This window comes from Streptomyces sp. NPDC006733 (genome assembly GCF_040636125.1).
GTDB lineage: Bacteria > Actinomycetota > Actinomycetes > Streptomycetales > Streptomycetaceae > Actinacidiphila.
In genome coordinates, this window is sequence record NZ_JBEYJD010000041.1 from 56,274 (window position 1) to 77,403 (window position 21,130).

Consider the following 21,130-nt stretch of genomic DNA (forward strand, 5'->3'; position numbering starts at 1 on the left):
CGAAGGCGCCGGACACGGCCCTGGGGGCCCCGCGGGCCGGGACGGCATGGGGTCGTCCTGATCCTCCTGCCGGACGAACGGTCCCCCCACGGCTCGGTCTCGATCGCGAAGTAGCCCTGGGGAACCGTTGGTGGGGCTTGACGTGCCCTTTTGGGCTCTAGGTCGAGGGCTGGAACACTCGAAACGGCGGGCCGCGCCGTCAAGTCCGCCCTCAGAGCGTTGCCCCATTCGGAGCAGTGGAAGACCGTCCATGAGAGCCGGTGTAGCGGTGTACCGCTGCACCCGGCATCCGATGTTCCTCGATCGGAGCGGGAACGCGGCAGGGAGACAACGGCGTGCGCGCGGTCCTCCCGCCCTGTGTTGAGCGCCCAGCGACGTCGACGGGGGCGGCTGCAGGTGGGGCGAGCACTCCAGTACGGCACCGGCCAACTCGGCGGGGCCCAGGCCGGGGTAGCCGGTGTGGGCTTGTCGGTGGCGGTGTTCCGGAACTGCCTGCCGCGCCGGGGCCGGCGACCTTCGGCCCCTGTCCACCTGGGCGGGGCCCGACACCCGGCAGACACGGGTGGCTCCGCGCTGCGGTGCGGGCTTCCCCGGCGCGGCGCCGTCCCGGGCGCTGTCAGTGGCGGTCGCTAGGGTCGGCCCATGTTCCGTCCTGAAGAGGTACCGCCGGAGATCCTGAACGGGTTGCGGTCGATCTGTCGGCAGATGCCAGAGGCGTACGAGGAACCGGCCTGGATCGGCGTGCGGTGGCGGATCCGCCGGCGGACGTTCGCCCATGTCTACCTGCCCGACGTGGATCGCCATCCGGTCTACGCCTCATATGTGTCCGCCGAGCAGGAGCCGGTCGTGATGACGTTCCGGGTACCTGTCTACGACCTGCTCGGCCTGACCGCCGGAGGGTTCCCGTTCTTCCGTGCCGACTGGGGCCACAACGTCGTCGCCGCCGTCCTCGGTGACCACACCGACTGGACCGAGCTGGCCGAATTGATCACCGACAGCTACCGCGAGATGGCTCCGAAGTTCCTCGCCGCTCGAGTCGCCCTCTTGCCGCCGACCAGCTGACCGGCGGTCGGGCTTCGTCGCCCGCCCCCGCGGTGCTGCGGGAGATTCAGTGGCCGCAGACCGCGACGCGTCCGAGGAACAGGCTGCGGTGCGCGCTGCTGGGTCCACGAGTGGGCGGATCCGGTCGCTCGCAGGGGGTCGCAGTGCGCCCTCAGGACAGCTTCGCCGCGGGGGCGAAGGCAGGCAGCTTCTCGAGACTGCTGCGCACGGCCTCGGCGCCGTAGGCGAACATCTGCCGCTCGTAGGCGTCGACCGCGCTGAGCAGCTCCGCACACGTCCCCGGCCCCGGACCCGTGGCCGCCCCGGGTCGGGCACCGGAGACCGCCGACCGGGCGGATGGCGCCCGGTACTGCGGGAGCGCCATCGACGCCCGCCGGCGTCTCACAGCGCCACAGGCCGGTAGGCCAGGGCCTGTTCCACCACGTCGGCGGCTGTCGGCTCGGGCCGCTCGGGCCAGAAGATCAGTCCGGAGACGTAGCCGCTCGGACAACCGAGGGCCCGGTCGAGCCGGTCCAGGACCCTCGACGATTCCTCGTCGCCGCCCTCGGCCTGCATGACCTGCTGGACCAGGAGGACGGCCGCCTCTCGTGTTAGCAGCACCCGCGCCATCCCCCTCTCAGCGTGGAAGCCCGCTGGCAACCCACCGGACCGTACGGGCAGCAGCTCCTAGGTGGCCGTGACCGCGGTGGGGTCGGCGGTGTGGTCCTGGCAGGAGTGGGTGAGCGCGTCGGCGAGGTAGAGGTCGAGGCCGGTGAGGTGCAGGATCTCCTGCTGGTGCGTGTCCAGGCCGGTGACGTGCAGGCGGACGCCGTCGGTGTCGGTGAGGCGCTTGGCGTAGATCAGCGAGGACAGGCCCGAGGAGTCCCAGTCGTCGACGTCGGTGAAGTCCAGCGTCAGGCAGTGCGGTGAGGGCGTTGCGGCCAGCGCCTCGTCGGCGGCTTGGCGCAGGTCCTCGACGGTCTCGAAGTCGCACGGCCCGCTGAGAGCGAGTACGACACGCCCCGGGGTGCTCTGCTGGACCGTGATCGTCAGCGGCTCGGTGGTGTTCATACGCAGTCCTCGGTCGGGCGGCTGTACGCCGGTCTGCTGGTGGTCACCGCGGATCGGCCGGCATCGACGATGGCCAGCGTGCGGGGGAAGTCCCGCAGCTCGGCGGCGATGATGTCCAAGGCGGCCAGGAGCGAGCGGGCTGGAACGTTGCGGGCCTCCAGGATGGCGGAGGTCCAGGTCAGGAAGTCGCACAGGACTTGCGCCCGGTCGACGTACACGGCGGCGATGAGGAAGTCGACGATGTGGCCGACGTCCTCGCGGGTGTGCTCGCGCTGCTGCTCGGTGTAGGCGCTCATCGCGGGCACCGTGTCCCGCAGGCCGGTCATGGTCTGCTCGGTGAGCTGGCGCCGACTGCGGCTGAGCAAGGTGTATTCCTGGTCGGCCAGGTGGGGCAGTGCCCCGAACAGGTCGCCGTCGTCGGCGTAGGTCAGCTGCAGGGGGGCGGGCTCCTCCAGGCGGGCGGCGGCGCTGTCGGCGTCCGGGGCCCAGGCGTCGGCGCCCAGCAGGTGCGCGTAGGAGCCGTCGGTCCCGAAGGCCGCGCCGCCGACCAGAACCGGGACGCCGGCGGCCTGGCAGGCGGTGATGGTGGCGTGGGCCGCGGGCAGCCGGGTGGCCAGCGAGCAGGACAGGGCGACGGCGTCAGGGCCGGTGGCGTGCAGGTGCGCGATCAGGTGTGCGGTGGGGACGTGAGCACCGAGGAAGTCGACGTGCCAGCCGCGCAGTTGCAGGGTCTCGGCGACCAGCCGGGCGGGCAGGGCGTGCCATTCGCCGTCCACGCAGGCCACCGTCACCCGGCCGCGCGTGCCGCGGACGGCGGCGGGGCGGTGGCGGGACAGCGCGGCGATGGCGCGGTCGCTGATGGCGGTGGCGGCGTGCTCGCGGGCCACGGTGAAGCGTCCGGCGGCCCACTCCTCGCCGACCAGCGCTTGGGCGGGGGCGATGACCTGCAGGAGTATCTGCTGCGGGGTCAGGCCGCTGTCCGCCGCGCGCTGCACGAGCTCGGTGGCCCGGTACTCGTCCATGTCGGCGAGCGCAGTGAAAAAGTCCTGGCACCAGTCGGCTGCGGTCCGGGTGTCGACGGTTGGGGTCTGTGTGGTCACCGGTCCTGCCTTCGGCTGGGGTACCGACCGTTGCGGTGCGTCATCCGGTGTACCTGCCCCGTCCGTGGCCGTTCACCATCGTCAGATGGGATCCGCGGCGCGGCGCACCCAGGGCGAGCAGCGCGATGTCGTCGTGTTCGCCGCCTCCGAGCCACTGTGCGGTGGCCAGTTCAACCCGTTCAACGATGGCTTCCACCGGCATGCCGGCGCACTCGCGCAAGGCCTCCTTGAGCCGGTGGTCCCCGAACATCTCCTTGCCGCTGGGGCCGCCGCGGGCCTCAGTGACGCCGTCGGAGAACAGCAGACACGTTTCCCCCGGGTCCAGGACCGTGGTCCAGGTGGTGGAGGTGATCTCGGGCAGGGCGCCGATCAACGAGCCGCGGGTGGCGGCCTGCTCGACGGACCCGTCCGCGCGAACGATCATCGGGGCGGGGTGGCCGGCGGAGGTCAGCCGCACCTGCAGCCGGCCGCCCGCCACCGGGGTGACGCCGGCCAGGACCAGGGTCACGAAACGGGCGTCCTGCTCGTCCAGCAAGGTCGCGTTCAGCAGCTCGAGCAGTTGCCGGTGGCGGGGCTCCAGGCGGCGCAGCGCGGCCATGGTGTTGCGGATCTTGCCGGTCAGGATCGCGGCGGCGGGGCCCTTGCCGCACACGTCACCGAGCATCAGCAGCGTTTCGCCCGGCCCGCTGTCCTGCCCGGGGGTGGGCAGCGGCGGGTGGACGTCGTAGAAGTCGCCGCCGATCAGGTCCGTCGCGCGGGCCGGGCGGTAGGAGCTGGCCAGGTCGATGCCTTCGAGGCGGTCGATGGGCGGCGGGATCAGGGCGCGCTGCAGGATCGTGGTGGTCTCGGTGCGCTCCGCGTACAGCATGGCGGCGGAGATCGCCGCGCCGGCGCGGGCGGCGAAAATCCGAGCGAAGAGTTCCTCCTCCTCGTCGAAGCCCGGATCTCCCGCGCGCCGCAGCAAGATCAGCGCCCCGGCCGGCACGCCGTTACCGGGCAGCGGTGTGACGATCAGGGAGCCGAGCTCGCCGAAAGCCTCGGGGGCCAGCCAGGTCGGGGCAAGGGCGGGGTCCACCCAGCGCGACGGCACGGGTGGGAAGCCGGCGAGCGCGTCGCTGAGCCCGGGCACCTCGTCCACGTTCACGCTCAGTGTCAGTTCCTCGAGGCGCCCGTCGCGCACCATCCGGGTCACCGCCACGCGGCGCCCCCGGGTGGGGGTGACCAGCACGGCGGCATCCGCGAGCTGTTCCGCGGCCAGTTCGGTCGTCACCCGCAGGCAGCGCCGCTGGTTCAGTGAGGCCAGCAGGCGTGCCGACGCCTGGACCAGGAACCGGGTGCGGGCCCGTTCGTCACTCAGCCGCTGCAGGGCGGCGTGCTCCTCGGTGACGTCCGTCAGCAACCACCCCGTGCACTGCCCCGGCAGCGGTTGCGCGGTGGCCCGGAACACCCGGCCGCCCACGGACCCGTCCAGTGCGTCCACGCCCTGCTCCTGCGCCTGCACCAACCACGGCGCGACCGTGTCCGCGGTGAAGGCGTCGCTCGCGCCCAGGGACGGGAACAGCGCCTCCGCGGCCTTGTTGTGCAGGCGCACCTGCACCGGACTACCGGCCACCACGAGCACTGGGGCCGCCGCGTCGACCAGCGCACGCAGCAGTGGCGCGCCGATGGCCGGGCGTGGCGCCTGGTAGGTGGTGGTCGATCGGGGCGCTGAGGGCTCGGGGGCGGTGGGAGTAGACGTCATAGAGGGTCACGGGCCCGGTCACCCCGGGTGCCAGGCCAACTCATTTCTCTGTCTCGACGGCCGACAACAAGTGTTGCCGTATGGCAACCGTCTCGCATCGGAGACGGAAAGGGCAAGCCCGTTACCGGGTCGCCGGAAAGACGATCGACGCTATCACCCAGCGCGCCTACCCCCGCCTGCGCGGCGCACACCCCCTCTTCGGCCTTCCTGGTGGGAGGCCGGTGCGCCGCCGGATCCGCGTGCGAAGCGGTGCTGCGCACGGGGCGTTGGCGGCCCGCCCCGCTCCACGGCGCGAAGCGGTCCGGAGGCCGGCTCCGTGTCCCGGCGGGCGCGGGCGGTGCGCGGCAGCACCAGCAGCGGACGGTGGTCAACTCGTCAGGGGCGGCGGGCTCCCAGCGCCGAACGACTCGTGCAGGCCCAGGGCGTCCAGGACCTGGACGACGTGCTCAGGGATGGCTATCAGCGTCAGGTCGGCCTCGGCGCCGATGGCCAGGGTGCGGGCGGCGAGCAGCGCACGGACCCCACTGGAGTCGAAGAACTCGACACCTTCGAGATCCAGCGCCAGATGCTGGCCCGGGAGCAGCGTGACCGTGCTCAGCAGGTCGTGGAAGTCCTGCGCGGTCTCGTAGTCCAGTGCGCCGCCCGCCTTGATCAGCGGGCCGTCAGCGGTGGCAAGTGACTGCAGCGTCAACGGCACCATCGTCGTCCTCCGAATCCTCCTGCCGCACCCGCCGGGGTCACGATGGCTGCGTCATACCTACGGAGCGGCGGACGGCACGCCTTCCGCGCGCCGGTGCCCGTCGTCCATACGTTCATGCGGCATATCCTTCCACGCCTGCTGACGGCCGGGCCGGGCCAGTCGGCGGGCGGGCAGCCGGCGTCCGGCGACGCGCAGGCGCTCGCGGCTCACTCAGCAAGCAGGAGCAAGGTGGCAGTCACGGTCTTGCCGCCGGTGCCGTGGACCTGCACCTCGACCCGTTCGGACAGCCGCTGGACCAGGTGCCAGCCGAATCCTCCCCCGTCCGCCGCCAGGTCCGGCGGGCGCGGGACCGGGCTGCTGGCGCCCCCGTCGCTGACCGAGACCAGCAAGCGGCCGCCGTGCTGGGCGAGCTGCAGGACGTACGGGCCGGGGGCGTGCCGCACCGCGTTGGAGACCAGTTCCGCGATCACAATCAGCACCTTCTGCACCACGGGGACCGCGGGACGGTCGGCGCCGGCGGCCAGGAAGCCGCGGGCATGCTCCCGGGCCAGGCCCATGGTGCCCTGCAGGCCTGTCAACGGCCACCTGCCGGAGCGCGCGGACGGACCGGACGGCTCCTGCACCCGCTGCACCGCACCTCCCGAAAGCCGCCTCGTCGTCCCCGGTCACTGCTCCGGCGTCCCGCCCAGCGTAGCGCCGCCCGCCGGCCGGGCCGTGCGCAGCCGGCACCCCTGGCGGCCCCTCCCGGACGCGGCCCCCGCCCATAGGCCCGTACTGCCTGCCGAACCTGCGCGTAGGCTGAGGGTGGCCCGCCGACGACCGGCTCGCCTGATGCGCAGCCCGCAGGAAAGGCGTCCCCATGGATCCCCCCGCCCTGCCCGGCACCCGCCCGGCGGCCACCTCCGCCGCCCGCTGCCCGCACGACCACGCGCCCTACACCGACGCCGCCGTCGAACGCTTCCAGAACGCCTGCGTCAGCTCCTTCGACCAGGGCGCGGCACACGTCCTGATCCTGCGGGGGGTGCTGGACTGGCGGACCGAGGGTTTCGTCAGCCTGCACATCAACGACGCGCGCAGCAGCGGTCGCCCCCTGGTGGTCGACCTCTCCGCCGTCACCCACCTGCACATCGACGTCCTCGCCCAACTCCTGGCCGCCCGCCACCATCCCGGCATCAGCTTGCTCGTGCCCCTGCCTGCGGCCTTCCTCAGGGCCGCCGGCATGACCGGCACCACCGAGTCCTTCACCACCCACCCGCGCTTGGCCCACGCGCTCCGCGCGACCGCTGAGGCCTCCTGCGGCCCCTGACGCCGCGGCGTCGGTGGGCGCGGGCTGCCGTCGAGCGGTCCGGCTGTGCGCGGAGCGAGGTGGTGGCGCCGCCGCCGCGGGCCTCGACCGCAACCCGAGCGGACTCTCCCGCGCGGTCACCCCGGCAGGCAAGGGCGCCGCTGAGCGGGGGTCCTCCTCCGCTCATCACCCGGTTGTGCCAGCACGTGGCGGCTACGTCAGCTCCGGCCTCACCCAGCGCGGCCAGAAAGCTGAAGCCTTCCGGACCCTGCGGGAACTGTCCGAGCAGTTCGCAGAAGGTTCCGTCGCCTACGGGGTGAAGAGCAGCCCCGTAGCCGCGCGGTGCCCGCGACCAGGGTCCCGGTGGCGGGCCGACCTCGCGCACGGGACGCTTCGCGACCGGAGCCGCGCCCACGGCGCCCGACAGGGGCAGAGGTCGGCCCGCCCCGTGATCACCGACCTGGGCCGCCCGGCGGGGACCGCGCACCTGTCAGCCAAGGGCCGCCAGGCCCTCGTGGAGATCCTCCACATTCATGACGGGCGTACACCGCACCGTGGCTCCGAAATCCTGGAAGAACGGTTCGGTGACCTTCGGCATGTCGGACGGGTTCGCCAGGTCGCAGACCAGGAACGCCGTACGGCAACCGTTCAGCGGGCCGAAGTAGGCGGCTTCCGGGTGCAGCATCTCCATGGCGGACTGCAGCGACTTCTCGATGGTGCCGCTGCGGATGGCCTCATTGGACCGTTCGGTGTCGAACTCCACCTGCATGAGTACGCGCACGCGACTCACCCCTTCCTGACCGGACGGGTGCTCTCGCGGCACCGGTGACTCCCGGCCGCACATACTTCAACAATCCCCCCTTTATCCCCGTATCACAATGACCACAGGCAAAGCATCGCCTCGTGCGGTTCACGGATCCGGTCGCTGCGACGTCGTCGCTCCGGCAACGGCCGGCCCGCGTCGGCGGGACCTCTCTCGCCGAATGCGTACAGGCGTCGGCTGCCGGGCAGGAATCGAACGATGCCCGGGGCCAACCGGTCAGCGGAAACCATCAGCTCGGTCCTTCGTCGCCGTCCATGGGCGATAGCGAGGCAGCGGCTGTGATCAGGCCAACCCAGGAGACACGGTGACGAGACTGATCACGAACGTGCGACGGCTGGCCGTCCTGCGCAATATCACGTGCGACATCTGCGGCGGCTCCATGGTTCACAATGGGTCCGTGTACGTCTGTAACAGCTGCGGCAACCAAGCGGGGTAGTGATGGGCAAGCTCGACGAGACCGACCCGGCCTACTGGGCGCAGGACAGATTCCGCATCACCGCGCCGGAGGGCGCACCGCCTCCAGCCCCCGCCTTCGGCGAGACGGACCCCGCGTACTGGGCCAACGACCGGTTCCGCATCAAGGCCCCCGAGACCACGCAGACCAAGCCCGTGAAGCGGAAGAACTGCTCGGTCTGCCAGGCGGACACGTCCTACTGGAACGGCCGCGGCTGGTCCTGCATGAGCTGCAAGCACGTCACCGACGAGAGCGACCCGTACGACGTGTGAGCGCCGCAGCCTCTCCCACCCTGCGCCGACGAGCTTGACCGGTGCCGTGAGGCACCAACAGACAGCGCCTCAGAGGTCGGCTGCTCGCGCGTGGCGTGGTTCGTACATGCCCACCTCGCCACCGCCCGGCAGCCGGAGCCTCGTCAGCAGGCCCCACCCCGCATCCGTGACCGGCTGCGTGAACTCAACGCCTTGGGCGGCCAGCTCTTCCACGGTCGCCTCGACGTCATCGCACATCAGATAGAACTCGTGCGACTGCGCGGTGTCCGCGGGATGCACTGCGATCTCCGACGGCGGCAGCTTGAAGATCAGCCAGCCGCCGCCCGCGTCGACGTGCGGGTAGCCCAGCACGTCGCGGAAGAAAGCCCGGTCGGCTTCCGCATAGCGGCTGTAGAGAATGACATGCCCACCATTGATCATGACGTAAAGCTATGGGGTGGCTCGGCCGGAGGGGCGATGCCACGCATCGCCGTCCGACGCGCTGACATCTGCGACCTGCCGGCAGGCGGCCGCACCCGCGCAGCCGACCCCACCCGTCTAAAATAACCCCATACGCACCTATGCGGAGAAGGAGTACCCCGCGCGCGGGAAGCAGCGGCGGAATGTGGTTCGGCCGTTCGAGTGGAACGGGCGGCCGGGGTCGGCGAACGGTATAGGGCCGAATACCCCGGGGAGGTTGTCCTCGACCGCTTACGGAGCGCGACGGCGGTCGGAGCGCTTCGCCGTCGGGGCCGGGCGACTCCTTTCCGTCCCGCCTTGGAGGAATGCGGATGGGCACGAGTGGGGCAGGCACAACAGCAGGCGCCCGGCTGCTGGCGCGGCTGGCGCTGGTGTGCGCGCTGGCGGCCGTGGCCCTGCTGCTCGCGTTCACCGGGGCAGGCGGTCTGCTGGTCCTCGTGATCGGATTGGCGGGCCTGGTGGTCGCGGCGGTGGGTGCCTGGTGGGTGCTGGCGCATCGGGGCGTTCTGCGCGCGGCGGGTGTGCTGCTCGCCGTCGGGGGCCCTGGGGCGGTACTGGTGTTCTACGCCCGGACAGGACTCTGGGTCGTGGCCCTGGGTTCGCTGTTGCTCGGTGGCGCCGCAGTGGCCTGCGCGCGCTCGGCGCTGCGCCGGGCACGGCCTCAGCGGGGCATGGCAGCGATCGCCTGTCCCCCGCCGGTGCGGCCGGTGATGATCATGAATCCGCAGTCCGGCGGCGGCAAGGTAGGCCGATTCGGGTTGGTGCAGGGCGCCCAGCGGTTGGGTGCGCGGGTGCTCCTGCTGGACCCGTCCGTGCATACCGATGTGGCCGCCCTGGCGCGCCAGGCGGTGGCCGACGGGGCTGACCTGCTCGGCGTGGCGGGCGGTGACGGCACCCAAGCCCTGGTCGCCGCGGTCGCGGCGGAACACGACCTCCCGTTCATGGTGATCAGTGCGGGAACTCGCAATCACTTCGCCATGGACCTGGGTCTGGACCGCGCCGACCCGACACGTTGCCTGGACGCGCTCACCGATGGCGAGGAGGTGACGGTCGACCTCGGCTTCGTGGCGGACCACCCGTTTGTCAACACGGCCTCGTTCGGCGCCTACGCGCAGGTCATCCAGAGTCCGGAGTACCGTGCGGCCAAGGCGGGCACCGCCTTGAACGCGCTGCCCGACCTGCTGCTCGGCGACCGGGGCGAGCGGCTCGACGTCCAGGTGGGCGGCACCCGGCTGACATCGCAGCAGGCCCTTCTGGTCAGCAACAACCCGTACGCCGCCGCTGATCCGCTCACCGCCGGCCGCCGACCCCGGCTGGACCGGGGCACCCTGGGCGTGCTCAGTATCCGGGTGGACGGTTCGGCGCAGGCGGCGGAGCTGGCACTGCGCGGAGGCCAGGCGACCGGACTGCACGTCCTGACGGCACCGGAGGTAACGATCCATGCCGCTGCGCAGACCGTTCCCATCGCCGTCGACGGGGAGGCCCTGGTCCTGTCGACCCCGATCACCTGCAGGATCCTGCCGGGCGCACTGCGGGTGCGGGTCCCCAGGAACCGTCCCGGCGGGCCGGTCGCCGCCCCGCCCTTGGACTGGCGGCACATCATCGCCCTGGCCGCCGGCCGCGCCCGGTCGAATTCTGACCGGGGGAAGCGAACGAGCACGTCAGGCGGCGCACCCGCGCAGGGCCAGGGCTGATCCCGACGGGTGGTGAGGCACTCGACAAGGCCGGGCGGCGCGGCGCTCGGCACCGCGCCGCACCCCTCCGCAACCGTCCTTTGCCTCTGCTGGCGCCGACGCCCAGGTCACCGGACGATGCCCGCCGCTGTCGCCGAGGTGACCCAGGACGCGAACTCCTGGGTGAGCCGTTGGTAGAGGTCGGCATTCGACAAGGCGCGGGGATCGTCGCCCGCGGGGAAGAACCCGGCATTGTCGACCACGCGCTTGGCCGGCACCGGTAGCTCGTCGAGCTTGCGCAGGAAGTCGAACTGATGGTCGTTCGGGTCCCCGAAGGCCACGAACTGCCAGAAGATCGGCAGCCGGGCGGCGGTGCACAGCACATGTTCGGCTGCGGTCCGGGAGCTGGGACTGCCGTCGGTCTGGAAGATCACGAAGGCGGGGTCGGTGGCGCCCGACTCGGCGTAGTGGTCGATGACCGCCTGCATGGCCAGGTGGTAGTTGGTGCGGCCCATGTGGCCGAAGCCGGCGTGCAGCGCGCCGATCCGGCCTTCGTAGTCGGTCAGTCCCAGGTCGGCGACACCGTCGATCTCCGTGGAGAAGAAGATCACCGGCACGATGCCGTCGTCATCGAGATTCGCGGCCAGGCCGAGCGCCTGCTCGGCAAGATGCTGGACGGAGCCGTCCTTGTAGTACCGGCGCATGCTGCCCGAGCGGTCCAGGACCAGATAGACCGCGGCGCGCTGCCCGACCATCCCCGCCTTCTCCAGCGAGACCTGGGCTGATTTGTACAGGTCGACGAGCCGGGGCGCGCTGGCCTGCACCTTCACCAGGCTGATCGCCGGGGTGGAGGCCGCTGCACGCTTGATGTAGCTGATCGCCGGGGCGGGGGCCGCTGCACGCTTGATGTAGTCGATGACCATGGTTTTCCCCCGAGCGAGCTGCGAAAGCGACCTTGGGAGAACGGTACGGCCAACCAGGAGGCTCCGGGTCCGATTTGGACGGTGTGCCCCATGGACGACGGGAGCACCGAGTCGGAGCACCCACCCGGCTCCGGTGTCCGCTTCGCCCGCAGCCGGCGGACACGACGGCGGCGTGCCCGACGGATCCGGCGAAACTCCGGCGTCCCACATGACCTCGCGCGTAAGGCTGTGCCCTGACTGGTGAGGGGGACGAGTCGTGGGTCGCCGCAGGGAGTGGTGAGGCCGTCGGCGACAGACGCGCACTGGCAACGGGTGGCGATCGGGGCTGTCGCTGCCCGGCGAGGACCGCAGGCCGCCATACCGCGGGTTCGATCGATTGCGTCCCGGTGGCTCGGGATGCGGGGCCGGTGCCCTGTCAGCCCACCGGCGGCGGCATGCCGACCGAGACCGCCGCCAAGGAGCCCTCCTCGGTGAATCGCACCGCCACAGTGGTCCCGTCGTGCCGCTCCGCCTGCAAGGACCCGTCCGCCACCGCCTGGCGGACGGTGAAACCGTGCCGTGCGAGATACCCGGCCGCGGTCTGCCGCGGGTCATACGGAAACTGCCGCACGGCCACCGTGAACATCCCGCTCACCACCCGCCGGTCGAACCCGGCCTCGGGCACAGCCGCGTCGTCGACCAGCACGAAGGCCCGGGCACCGTTGTCCAACGGGCAACTGGCGAAACCGCGGGTGCGCAACGCACCGAGGGCAACCGTCGCCAGCCGCTCCGCCGCCCCCACAGGGTCCGCGAACGCGGCCAGTTCGAGCCGCGGTCGGACGAACTCGTAGATCCCGTTGCGCTCTCCGAACTCCCGCAACCACAGCGCCGGGCCCAACCGGGGCACCCCCGGTGGATGCGTCCGCTCATTGCCCCACGCCCACAGCCAACTGCCGTCATGTCCCAACGACCCCAGCGGCGACTGGTGCACGCTCACGTCGCCGATCCGCAGCATGCTCGTGTCATAGCTCAGCGACCATGCCCCACCGGTCGGCTGATACCGCTGGTAGGTCGCCTGCTGCTCGAGCGCCGCAGCAGCGTAGTACGCGCCCGCGTCCTGGAACGTGCGGCTGAACGCACCGTCCGGCATCCGTGGCGTCGGCATTCAACACCCTCGCTCTCGGCTCCTCGACATCCCGTCCCAACCTACCCGTCGGCCGCCCGTGCGGTCGGGCCGGCGGCCCGTCCCCGGCTGCCGCGGCCCGTGATCACGCACCAGGCGCTGCTCCCGCGGAGTGCAGTTAGCACACGGATGCGAGCCTGACGGACCGATTGGTCTTTTTTGCTCCCCCGTCCCGCAGGCGATCTACGATCCGCATCACGGTGATCACGTCGGTGCGGTGCACGACCGGCGTGTGGCGAGGGGGGTGGAGCAGTGGCCAGAGGTGACGTGGTGCGGGAGTCGGCGCGGGCCGGGCGCGTGGTGTTCTTCGAGGAGTCGGCCAGGGACGGTGCGCAGGCCAAAACGCTGATGAGCGCGGGCTTCCGGGTGCGGCTGGCGCGGGAGCAGGGGGCGGTGTTCGGGGCCGACGGCCCGCGGCATGTGGTGTTCGCGGCCGGGTTCCCGTCGGTGTGTGCCCAGGAATTCGAGGCGACGCGGCAGGTCGCGTTGGAGGCGCAGGGGGCGGTGAGTCCGGCGGCGATCTGCCGGGGCACCGGGTCGGACGTGCGGTTGGCCCTGCGTGCGGTCCGGGGTGCGGCGCATGCTCGGGTGATGGTCATCGTGGCGGCGTCAGAGGCGACCGCCGGCGCTCTGGTGCACAGCGATGCCCGCACCGCGCTGGCCGGCGGCCTGGAGGTGGTCAAGGAGGCGGTGGACCGGGCGGACGGGATCGCGGTCGACGTGTGCCTGGTGGACGCTCCGCGGGCGGATGCGGCCCTGGTCGCCGAGTACGCGGGAGCGATGACCGCCCAGGGTGCGGGGACGATCGTCCTGGCCGACACGGTCGGCGATCTGCTGCCGGGCCCGACGCGCACGTTGTTCGCGCAGGTCGCGGACGGGGCGGGACCGGAGGCCGTGCTGGTGTCGCACCTGCACAACGACCTCGGCCTGGGGCTGGCCAATACCCTGGCCGCCCTGGAGTCCGGGGTCCGGGTGGCTGCCTGCTCGTGGCTGGGCATGGCCGAGCGCAGCGGCATGGTCGCCACCGAGCAACTGCTCTTCCTGCTCGCCCACGATCCGGCCAAGGCGGCGCAGGTGCTGGGGCCGGGCTGTGAGCCGTGGTGGTCGGCGCCGGACCTGACCCGGCTGCCGGGGATCGCGCGGATGGTGTCCGCCGAGACCGGGGTGCCTTTGACTGTCACCACCCCGATCGTGGGCACCGGCGTCGCCACCATCTCCACCGGCACGCCCTTCACCCACCCGCAGACCTTTCAGCCGTACGACCCGCAGCACCACCTGGGGTTGGCGCCGGCGGTGGTCCTGACCCACCTCGCCAGCGGGCGCGTGGTGCGGGCCGTCGCCGCGCGGCTCGGCCACGACCTGGACCCGGACCGGACCCGGGCCGCGTTGGCCTGGGTCAAGGACCGTGCCTACCGCCGGGGGCAGGCGGTCGTCGCCGACGCGGACTTCGCCGCCTACCTCGACGGCCTCACCACCGCCCCGGCCCCCGCTGCCGCCCCCGTCTCGTGAACGGATCCCCCATGCCCGCGACCACCCCGCTCACGACCGGTCCCGCCGCTGCTGCCCTGCACGAAGGGCGGGCCGTGATCCTGCCCAACCCCACTCCGCTGACGTACGTCGTGGCCGCCACCACGGCGCGGGCCGTCAACATGGCCAAGGCGCGGCCCGCCGACCAGGAGGTCGCGGTGTGGGTCCACGCGCCCACCACCTGGACGGAGCTGCTCCCCGCCCTCGACCTGACCCCGGCCGCCGTGGCCACCGCGTGGGATCTGCTGCGGGTCGAACACGTCACCCTGCTGGTGCCCGTGCGCCCCGAGCGCCCGCTCCCGTCCTGGGCTGCCCCGGCCCTGCGTGACGGCCATCTGCTGCTGTTCGGGGCCTGCTGGCCGGCGTTGGCCGCGCTGCTGGCCCGCTTCCCCCGCCTGTACGTCAGCAGCGCCAACCGCACCGGGCAGCCGCCGGCCCCCACCGCCGCGCGGGCCGCGGCGATGTTCGGCCCCGACATCCCCGTCACCGACGCCGACCACCTGCGCGATCCCCGAGTCCCGCACGCCGCGACCACCATGCTGCGCATCACGCCCGACGGCGCCCTGCACCACATCCGCCACGGCGCGCAGGACCACGCGCACGGACCGGACCCCCGCAGCTACGTGGACCACTTGCTGCGGAGGCGCGCCCGAGGGTGAAACGCTCGGTTCCGACCGGCTCGCAGCGGCGTCCCACCGACGGGCGTTCAGCGCGACGCCGCGCAGCGGCGCGGCCTGCGGCCCGCGTTGCTCCGGGTCCGGGTGGCCGGCCGGCTCCCCTACGATGGTCGAGGTGAACAGCGCATCCGCCCTCAAGAAGTGGCTCGCCGGGCGTACCCGGGACCAGTTGACCGCTCTGCTGGATTCCCGGTCGTTGCCGGAGGCCGCCGGATACGGCGGGCCGGTCGACACCTGGGGGCGGCTCGCCGAGCACCTGCTGACCGACGCGTCCGTCGGCCGTGCGCTGGCGTCGGTGACCACCGGGGACCTGCGTCTGCTGGCAGCGGTCGCGCAACTCGCCGATACCCAGCACGGGCCTGCCCCGGCCGGTCCCCCGCCGTCGCGCTCCTATCAGCCCGCACCCGTCCCCGCGTTCGATCCGGCGGATCGGGCGGTCCCGCGGGCCGAGGTACTGCGGCAGCTCGCGCCCGACGCCGCCGGACGGGCGGCCGTCGAGGAGGCGCTGGAGCGGCTGGCGGCCTGGGCCTTGGTGCTGCCGCCGCACGCTCGCTCGGTCGTGGTGCCCGCGTTGCTGCACCGCAGCTCGGCCGAGTTCCAGGGTTATGGCCGTACCGCTGAGGAGTTGCTGTCCGCGGCGTTCAACGCTCCCGAGGTGCACGCGCTGGCCGACCGTCTGGGGGTCGGCCGGGCCGCCACCCGTGATCAGTCCCAGCGCCGGATCATCGCGTTCCTGCGCGACCCCGCCCGCGTGCAGGCGCTGGCCGCGCAGGCCCCGCCACCGGCCGGCCGGTTGCTCGCCCAGCTGGTGCCCGGGCCGCCGCTGCTGCGCACCCGCTACTTCGTCTCCCGCTACAGCACCTATGCCGGACCGTACGACAAGTTCACCGAGCGTCCCGGGGGTTCGGGTGACCCCGGCAGTGACTGGCTGGCCCACCACGGTCTACTGCTGCCGGTCGACACCGACCTCGCGGAGCTGCCGTACGAAGTCGCGCATGCCTTGCGGGAGAACACCCCCGCGGGCGTCGTCCTGACGCCACCGGGTATCACCTGCACCGCGCCGCTGCCGCGCGGCGCCGCGGGCCAGGCGCAGGCGGCTGCGGCCTCCGCCGCCGGGTCCGCGGATCTGGTCCTGCGGGCGGTGGCCGCCCAGCCCTTGGCGGTCCGCAAGGCGGGCGGCATCGCCGTGCGCGAGACGCGGCGCGTGGCCAAGGACGCCGGGCTCAGCGAGGACCAGACCCGCTGGTGGATCGACCTGGCGGCCACCGCTGATCTGCTCGGCCCGCACCAGGAGCAGCCGCCTGCCCCGACCAGGCCGCGTCGCAGCCGCCGACCCGTCCCCGAGGCCCCGGTGCACCTGCTGCCCACCGCCCGCTACGACACGTGGAGCGGCCGCTCGCCGGCCCAGCGGCTGCTGCCTCTGGTGGCCACCTGGGGTGTCGTTCCCGAGGTCTTCACCTATTGGCCGGCGGACACCGAGCAGAGCCCGGTGGCGTTCGTCGCGCCCACCGACCCGCGGGCGGCGGTGCTGCGTCACGGCCTGCTGGACGCCTTGGCCACCCTGCCCGCCGACCGGGGGCTGGTCGACAGTGCCGAGGCCTGGGATGAAGTGCTGGCCTGCGTGGTCTGGTTCCGCCCGTCCCTCACCCCCTTGCTGGGCACCGCCGACCTGCTGGGGCGGGCCCGGGCCACCCTGGCCGAGGCCGACCGGCTCGGGGTGACCGCCCACGGTGCGCTCACGGCCGTCGGACGCGCCGTGCACCACCTGCTGCAGGTGGGCGCCGCCCGCCTCTTCCCGGCGATCCCCGGCGCGGGCGTGGACCTCGCCGAGCGCCCTCCGCTGGCCGAGGCCGTCCAGGACCTGCAGCAGGTCCTGGAGGCGGTGCTGCCCGCGCCGCGCACCACGGCCCGCTTCCAGGCCGACCTGACCGCCACGGTCACCGGCGCCGCCACCGCTGACCTCACCGACCTGCTCTCCACCTGCGCGGAGCGCGAATCCGACGGCCATGCCACGGTCTGGCGCCTCACGCCCGCCTCGCTGCGCCGTGCCTTCGACACCGGCCTGAGCGCCGATGCCCTGCTCACGCGCCTGACGGAGGTCAGCGAGGACGGCACCGCGCTGCCGCAGCCCCTCACCTACACCATCAAGGACATCGCCCGGGCCCACGGCCGACTGCGGGTGGTCCGCTCGGCCTGCTGCATCCGCTGTGATGACCCGCAACTGATCACCGAAGTCGCGGCCGCCCGCGGCCTGGCCAAACTGGGACTGCGCGTCATCGCCCCGACCGTCCTGATCAGTACCGCACCGCCCCAGGACACCCTGACCGCATTGCGCGCGGCCGGCTACACGCCCACGTTGGAGGCGGAGACCGGCACCACCGTCCTGGAGCGTGCTCCCCAGGAGCGAGCCCGTCCCCGGTTGCCCGACGGCGCCCCGGCCCACGCCCCCGACGGCCCAGGTCCGGCCACCGCGCCCGCCCTGGCGGCGGCGCTGCTGCACCCCGACGCCGGCCCCATGCAGCGAACGTCCTTGCGGGCCGCACCTCGCTAGGTGGTCCACGCCCCTCGCGTGCGGTGTCGACGACGGGCACCCCGTCATCTCAGCGGGGAGCGGGCCGTACTTCTCGTCCACCGACTACGCGGCCCGCTATCCCGAGCTGCGCTTCTCCGGCGGAGCCGCCTGACGGGCGCCGCGAGTCCGGTCCCGCCGCCTTGCGGTGCGCGGCCGTGGGGTGGCGCGCCGTGCGCGGCGGTGGGCGGGGTGTCGGCCGCGGCCGGGCGTCGCAGTCTTACGGCCGGTTGCGCATCATGCGGTCACCTTCGCGATGAAGGCCGCCAGGTTCCCCGCGGTGCGGGCGATCTTCTCCTCCAGGGTCAGCGTCTCGTGCATCCGGCTGCCGGGGCCGGCATCCTTCCGGCCCCGTACGTACAGCGAGCAGGCGAGGTCGCTGCAGATGTAGGCGCCGATGGTGTTGCCCTGCTGCCCGGCCCGGCCGGCCTTGGGCGCAACCATCAGGCAGACGCCGCCCGTGTGGGTGGTGACGCACAGGGTGCACATGCTGCGGCGCAGCGATCCGGAGGGCGTGCTGGGGCAGCGGAGGACCAGGGCCGTGAGGCGGCCGTCCCGCTCGGCGACGAGGTAGGCGCGGTCGGGGGCTTGCGGGTCGCGCCAGCCCAGGTAGTCCAGGTCGTCCCAGGGCCGGTCGGCCAGGTCGCGCGGGAGGGAGAGGCGCTTGGCCTCACCCTTGGTGCAGTTCACGAAGGCGGCACGGATCTCGTGCTCGGTCAGGGGCTTCATACCGACCACGCTAATTTGCCTAAAGGCTTTAGGCAAATGCATACTCGATGAAGGCAATGGAGAGGATGGTTATGGTTCGGGCAGGATTGACCACGGCGCGGGTGACCCAGGCGGGCGCCGAACTGGCCGACGAGGTCGGATTTGACCAGGTGACCGTCTCGGCACTGGCCCGCCGCTTCGACGTCAAGGTCGCGAGTCTGTACTCCCACGTGCAGAGCTCCCACGACCTCAAGACCCGGATCGCGCTGCTCGCCCTGGAGGAACTCGCCGACCGCGGAGCAGCCGCCCTCGCGGGGCGGGCCGGCCGGGACGCGCTGACCGCCTTCGCCGACGTCTACCGCGACTACGCCCAGGAGCACCCCGGCCGGTACGCCGCGGCGCAGCTGCGGCTCGACCCGGAGACGGCGGCCGCCAGCGCGGGCGTCAAGCACGCCGCGATGATGCGGGCGATCCTGCGCGGCTACGACCTGGCGGAGCCGGAGCAGACCCACGCGGTCCGGATGCTGGGCAGCGTCTTCCACGGCTACGTCAGCCTGGAAGCGGCCGGCGGCTTCAGCCACAGCGCCCCCGACTCCCAGGCCAGCTGGTCCCGCGTCCTGGACGCGCTGGACCACCTCCTGCGGACCTGGCCCACCGCCTGACCTCCCGGGCCGCCCGCAGCCCGACCCCTCGCGGTGCGCGCTTGCGCCCACCGTCCGCCTTCTGACCGAAAGGCCGCCCCCATGCCGACCGCCGTCGACTGGATCACCACCTCCATCAGCACGGACCTCGTGCGGGGCGCCCTCGAACTGGAGCCCACCGCCCGCGGCGTGCTGCCCCACCGGCTGCCCGCCTGGGCCCGCGCGCAGTGCGGCGACGGGCAGCTGGCCATGGCCGAGGCGCAGCCCTCCGGCGTTCGCCTCGCGTTCCGCACCCGGGCCAGGACCATCGAGCTGGACGCCCTGCGTACCAAGCGGGTCTACGTGGGCGCCCCGCCCCGGCCCGACGGGCAGTACGACCTCCTCGTCGACGGCCGGTTCGTCACCCGGGCCACCGTGCCCGGCGGCCGCACCCTCACCGTGGACATGACCACCGGGTCCGCGACCACCACGCCCGGCGCGGTCGGCACGCTGCGCTTCGCCGATCTGCCCGCCGGTGCGAAGGACGTCGAGATCTGGCTGCCGCACAACGAGACCGCCGAACTGGTCGCGCTGCGCACCGACGCACCCGTCGAGCCCGCACCCGACCGCGGGCGCGCGGTGTGGCTGCATCACGGCAGTTCGATCAGCCAGGGCTCGGACGCCGCCAGTCCCAGCACGACCTGGCCCGCGCTGGCCGCTTCCCTGGCCGGCGTGGAGCTGATCAATCTGGGGCTGGGCGGCAGCGCCCTGCTCGACCCGTTCACCGCCCGCACCCTGCGCGACACCCCGGCCGACCTGATCAGCGTGAAGATCGGCATCAATCTGGTCAACACCGACCTCATGCGCCTGCGCGCGTTCGCGCCCGCCGTGCACGGTTTCCTCGACACCATCCGCGAGGGGCACCGCACCGCGCCGCTGCTGGTCGTGTCCCCCATCCTGTGCCCCATCCACGAGGACACCCCCGGCCCCAGCCTCCCGGACCTCAGCGCGCTCAGCAGCGGACAGCTGCGTTTCCGCGCGGCCGGTGACCCCGCGGAGCGCACAAGCGGGAAGCTGACGCTCGGGGTGATCCGCGACGAGCTGGCCCGGATCGTGCAGCAGCGGTCGGCGACGGACCCGCACCTGTTCTACCTCGACGGCCGGGACCTCTACGGCACCGCGGACGCGGCCGAGTTGCCGCTGCCCGACGCCCTCCATCCGGACGCCGCCACCCACCGCCGGATCGGCGAACGGTTCGCGAAGCTCGCCTTCGGCGGCGACCGGGCCTTCTCCGCACCCGCCCCCTGATCTGTTCCGCACCGCCTTGCCCGTGGCCCTGCGGGCCGGCGCGGGCGTGTTCCTAGGGGCGCGGGTTCCGGTCAGGCCCGGCCGTCGCTCGGACGCTGGATCAGAACTGCACGTCCGCACACGCGTAGAAGGCGTTCGAGGTGTCCGCGATGGTCCACACGCCGACGATGAGCTGCTTCCCGGTCAGGCCGGTGGGGATCGTGCCCTGGTGGACGACGGTGGCCGGCGGTTGGCTCCCGTTGTACGAGATCTTCAGGAACGGGGTGGTGTTCAACGCCGATCGGGTGAGCGGGCGGGTGGGGTCGTAGCCGCTCTTGGTGAGGTAGTAGGCGAAGTTCGTGGTGGCGTGCCGGGCGGTGAGCTTCCAGGTGAAGGAGTAGCTCTGTCCGCCGGTCACGCGGGTGGCCGGCCAGGTGCCGCCGCGCGGGGCGTCGAGCTGGGCGAAACGGGAGTTGCCCCCGCTGCAGATCTTGCCGTCGGCCGGCCCGGACGCCGGGAAGCCCTTGGGGCCTTCGACGCTCTGCGGCTCGTACTGGATGTCACCGCAGCTGGTGACGGTGCCGGCGGCGCACAGCGCCTGGCGGCTGGGCGGGGTGTTGATGTAGCCGTGGCTGCTCGCGCTGCCGGTGGCGAGGGTGAACGCACACACGACACCGAGGCCGACCGCGACCGCACCAGTCTTCTTGCGCATGACGCACTCCTGACAACGTGGGGGGAGGTGTTGCGGATTGCTGCGAGGGTCCAGACCACTACCGGAAGGTCTAGACCAAGTCGCACCCTAGACCCGACACTCGGTCATGTCCACATCAAATTCCGGCCATCCACCTACGTCGCCAAGGGCCGTTCCGGCCCGGAAGGTCCCTCACTCCACCGGAGCTTGAGGGCTCCGGCCCGAGTGCGGACGCTCGCTCAAGCACCGGCCGAGGCCGGCGTTGGGGGGGGGGGCGGCGCCCGAACCCCGGGGGGGGGGGGGCGGGAGTTTGCGAACAAGGGGGGGTAGTTGGAGGGGGGGGTGTA

22 protein-coding genes are annotated in these 21,130 nt (G+C 72.5%); 9 read left to right on the plus strand and 13 right to left on the minus strand.

Annotation, left to right across the window (positions count from 1 at the left end):
• Positions 1–642 precede the first annotated feature (642 nt).
• Entirely contained in the window at positions 643–1,062 is a 420-nt protein-coding gene (locus ABZ721_RS30780) for an MmcQ/YjbR family DNA-binding protein (protein WP_358792038.1), read from the plus strand.
• 151 nt (positions 1,063–1,213) lie between these two features.
• Here the strand turns inward: ABZ721_RS30780 and ABZ721_RS30785 are convergent, their stop codons facing one another.
• The 7 genes from ABZ721_RS30785 to ABZ721_RS30815 form a co-directional block, all read right to left on the minus strand.
• On the minus strand, positions 1,214–1,426 hold the full coding sequence (locus ABZ721_RS30785) for a hypothetical protein (RefSeq protein WP_358792039.1): 213 nt from the start codon (positions 1,424–1,426) through the stop codon (positions 1,214–1,216).
• Positions 1,427–1,443: 17 nt separating this feature from the next.
• Positions 1,444–1,671, minus strand: a complete 228-nt coding sequence (locus ABZ721_RS30790) for an e9imm peptide (RefSeq protein ID WP_358792040.1) — start codon at positions 1,669–1,671, stop codon at positions 1,444–1,446.
• A gap of 57 nt (positions 1,672–1,728) precedes the next feature.
• On the minus strand, positions 1,729–2,112 hold the full coding sequence (locus tag ABZ721_RS30795) for an STAS domain-containing protein (RefSeq protein WP_358792041.1): 384 nt from the start codon (positions 2,110–2,112) through the stop codon (positions 1,729–1,731).
• Positions 2,109–3,212 (minus strand): cobalamin-dependent protein, encoded by a 1,104-nt coding sequence (locus ABZ721_RS30800; RefSeq protein ID WP_358792042.1) that lies wholly within the window; start codon positions 3,210–3,212, stop codon positions 2,109–2,111. Before ABZ721_RS30800 ends, ABZ721_RS30795 begins: the two co-directional genes overlap by 4 nt.
• Positions 3,213–3,252: 40 nt before the next feature.
• Positions 3,253–4,953: a SpoIIE family protein phosphatase gene (locus ABZ721_RS30805; RefSeq protein WP_358792043.1), complete on the minus strand. Its 1,701-nt coding sequence runs from the start codon at positions 4,951–4,953 to the stop codon at positions 3,253–3,255.
• A gap of 367 nt (positions 4,954–5,320) precedes the next feature.
• Positions 5,321–5,644, minus strand: coding sequence for an STAS domain-containing protein (locus ABZ721_RS30810; protein ID WP_358792044.1), 324 nt, complete (start codon positions 5,642–5,644; stop codon positions 5,321–5,323).
• Positions 5,645–5,859: 215 nt separating this feature from the next.
• Positions 5,860–6,231, minus strand: a complete 372-nt coding sequence (locus ABZ721_RS30815) for an ATP-binding protein (RefSeq protein ID WP_358792045.1) — start codon at positions 6,229–6,231, stop codon at positions 5,860–5,862.
• Positions 6,232–6,512: 281 nt separating this feature from the next.
• Here ABZ721_RS30815 and ABZ721_RS30820 point away from each other — a divergent pair, with 281 nt between their 5' ends.
• Positions 6,513–6,959 (plus strand): hypothetical protein, encoded by a 447-nt coding sequence (locus tag ABZ721_RS30820; protein WP_358792046.1) that lies wholly within the window; start codon positions 6,513–6,515, stop codon positions 6,957–6,959.
• 469 nt (positions 6,960–7,428) lie between these two features.
• On the opposite strand, the gene ABZ721_RS30825 is transcribed toward ABZ721_RS30820, so the two are convergent.
• Positions 7,429–7,719, minus strand: coding sequence for a DUF3303 family protein (locus ABZ721_RS30825; RefSeq protein WP_358792047.1), 291 nt, complete (start codon positions 7,717–7,719; stop codon positions 7,429–7,431).
• Between the two features lie 480 nt (positions 7,720–8,199).
• On the opposite strand from ABZ721_RS30825, the gene ABZ721_RS30830 reads away from it, so the two are divergent.
• Positions 8,200–8,487 (plus strand): hypothetical protein, encoded by a 288-nt coding sequence (locus ABZ721_RS30830; RefSeq protein WP_358792048.1) that lies wholly within the window; start codon positions 8,200–8,202, stop codon positions 8,485–8,487.
• Positions 8,488–8,556: 69 nt separating this feature from the next.
• Here ABZ721_RS30830 and ABZ721_RS30835 read toward each other — a convergent pair whose 3' ends face one another.
• Positions 8,557–8,907, minus strand: coding sequence for a VOC family protein (locus ABZ721_RS30835; RefSeq protein ID WP_358792049.1), 351 nt, complete (start codon positions 8,905–8,907; stop codon positions 8,557–8,559).
• Between the two features lie 350 nt (positions 8,908–9,257).
• On the opposite strand from ABZ721_RS30835, the gene ABZ721_RS30840 reads away from it, so the two are divergent.
• The gene (locus tag ABZ721_RS30840) at positions 9,258–10,640 is read left to right on the plus strand and encodes a diacylglycerol kinase family protein (RefSeq protein WP_358792050.1); all 1,383 of its coding nucleotides are present in this window, start codon (positions 9,258–9,260) and stop codon (positions 10,638–10,640) included.
• A 107-nt stretch (positions 10,641–10,747) separates the two neighbouring features.
• Here ABZ721_RS30840 and ABZ721_RS30845 read toward each other — a convergent pair whose 3' ends face one another.
• A complete protein-coding gene (locus ABZ721_RS30845; protein WP_358792051.1) occupies positions 10,748–11,542 on the minus strand; it encodes a VWA domain-containing protein in 795 nt (264 codons plus the stop codon).
• A gap of 415 nt (positions 11,543–11,957) precedes the next feature.
• Positions 11,958–12,686 (minus strand): DUF6882 domain-containing protein, encoded by a 729-nt coding sequence (locus ABZ721_RS30850; RefSeq protein WP_358792052.1) that lies wholly within the window; start codon positions 12,684–12,686, stop codon positions 11,958–11,960.
• A gap of 270 nt (positions 12,687–12,956) precedes the next feature.
• Here ABZ721_RS30850 and ABZ721_RS30855 point away from each other — a divergent pair, with 270 nt between their 5' ends.
• From ABZ721_RS30855 to ABZ721_RS30865, 3 genes are all read left to right on the plus strand, one after another.
• Positions 12,957–14,213: a 2-isopropylmalate synthase gene (locus tag ABZ721_RS30855; protein WP_358792053.1), complete on the plus strand. Its 1,257-nt coding sequence runs from the start codon at positions 12,957–12,959 to the stop codon at positions 14,211–14,213.
• 11 nt (positions 14,214–14,224) lie between these two features.
• Complete coding sequence (locus ABZ721_RS30860; RefSeq protein WP_358792054.1) at positions 14,225–14,890, plus strand: Sua5/YciO/YrdC/YwlC family protein; 666 nt, start codon at positions 14,225–14,227, stop codon at positions 14,888–14,890.
• 133 nt (positions 14,891–15,023) lie between these two features.
• On the plus strand, positions 15,024–17,459 hold the full coding sequence (locus ABZ721_RS30865) for a helicase-associated domain-containing protein (protein WP_358792055.1): 2,436 nt from the start codon (positions 15,024–15,026) through the stop codon (positions 17,457–17,459).
• Between the two features lie 255 nt (positions 17,460–17,714).
• Here ABZ721_RS30865 and ABZ721_RS30870 read toward each other — a convergent pair whose 3' ends face one another.
• Positions 17,715–18,206: an FBP domain-containing protein gene (locus tag ABZ721_RS30870; RefSeq protein ID WP_358792056.1), complete on the minus strand. Its 492-nt coding sequence runs from the start codon at positions 18,204–18,206 to the stop codon at positions 17,715–17,717.
• Between the two features lie 71 nt (positions 18,207–18,277).
• Here ABZ721_RS30870 and ABZ721_RS30875 point away from each other — a divergent pair, with 71 nt between their 5' ends.
• Both ABZ721_RS30875 and ABZ721_RS30880 read left to right on the plus strand, forming a co-directional pair.
• Complete coding sequence (locus ABZ721_RS30875) at positions 18,278–18,847, plus strand: TetR-like C-terminal domain-containing protein (RefSeq protein WP_358792057.1); 570 nt, start codon at positions 18,278–18,280, stop codon at positions 18,845–18,847.
• Between the two features lie 81 nt (positions 18,848–18,928).
• Positions 18,929–20,113: an SGNH/GDSL hydrolase family protein gene (locus ABZ721_RS30880; protein WP_358792058.1), complete on the plus strand. Its 1,185-nt coding sequence runs from the start codon at positions 18,929–18,931 to the stop codon at positions 20,111–20,113.
• Between the two features lie 100 nt (positions 20,114–20,213).
• On the opposite strand, the gene ABZ721_RS30885 is transcribed toward ABZ721_RS30880, so the two are convergent.
• Positions 20,214–20,804 carry a lytic polysaccharide monooxygenase gene (locus ABZ721_RS30885; RefSeq protein WP_358792059.1) on the minus strand — a complete coding sequence of 197 codons (591 nt, stop codon included), beginning with the start codon at positions 20,802–20,804 and terminating at the stop codon, positions 20,214–20,216.
• Between the last annotated feature and the right edge of the window lie 326 nt (positions 20,805–21,130).

Coding starts and splice junctions, on each gene's coding strand:
- ABZ721_RS30820 (WP_358792046.1), top strand. CDS start 6,513: ATGGATCCCCCCGCCCTGCCCGGCACCCGCCCGGCGGCCACCTCCGCC.
- ABZ721_RS30850 (WP_358792052.1), bottom strand. CDS start 12,686: ATGCCGACGCCACGGATGCCGGACGGTGCGTTCAGCCGCACGTTCCAG.
- ABZ721_RS30795 (WP_358792041.1), bottom strand. CDS start 2,112: ATGAACACCACCGAGCCGCTGACGATCACGGTCCAGCAGAGCACCCCG.
- ABZ721_RS30785 (WP_358792039.1), bottom strand. CDS start 1,426: ATGGCGCTCCCGCAGTACCGGGCGCCATCCGCCCGGTCGGCGGTCTCC.
- ABZ721_RS30860 (WP_358792054.1), top strand. CDS start 14,225: ATGCCCGCGACCACCCCGCTCACGACCGGTCCCGCCGCTGCTGCCCTG.
- ABZ721_RS30875 (WP_358792057.1), top strand. CDS start 18,278: ATGGTTCGGGCAGGATTGACCACGGCGCGGGTGACCCAGGCGGGCGCC.
- ABZ721_RS30830 (WP_358792048.1), top strand. CDS start 8,200: ATGGGCAAGCTCGACGAGACCGACCCGGCCTACTGGGCGCAGGACAGA.
- ABZ721_RS30880 (WP_358792058.1), top strand. CDS start 18,929: ATGCCGACCGCCGTCGACTGGATCACCACCTCCATCAGCACGGACCTC.
- ABZ721_RS30840 (WP_358792050.1), top strand. CDS start 9,258: ATGGGCACGAGTGGGGCAGGCACAACAGCAGGCGCCCGGCTGCTGGCG.
- ABZ721_RS30780 (WP_358792038.1), top strand. CDS start 643: ATGTTCCGTCCTGAAGAGGTACCGCCGGAGATCCTGAACGGGTTGCGG.
- ABZ721_RS30870 (WP_358792056.1), bottom strand. CDS start 18,206: ATGAAGCCCCTGACCGAGCACGAGATCCGTGCCGCCTTCGTGAACTGC.
- ABZ721_RS30805 (WP_358792043.1), bottom strand. CDS start 4,953: ATGACGTCTACTCCCACCGCCCCCGAGCCCTCAGCGCCCCGATCGACC.
- ABZ721_RS30835 (WP_358792049.1), bottom strand. CDS start 8,907: ATGATCAATGGTGGGCATGTCATTCTCTACAGCCGCTATGCGGAAGCC.
- ABZ721_RS30790 (WP_358792040.1), bottom strand. CDS start 1,671: ATGGCGCGGGTGCTGCTAACACGAGAGGCGGCCGTCCTCCTGGTCCAG.
- ABZ721_RS30845 (WP_358792051.1), bottom strand. CDS start 11,542: ATGGTCATCGACTACATCAAGCGTGCAGCGGCCCCCGCCCCGGCGATC.
- ABZ721_RS30885 (WP_358792059.1), bottom strand. CDS start 20,804: ATGCGCAAGAAGACTGGTGCGGTCGCGGTCGGCCTCGGTGTCGTGTGT.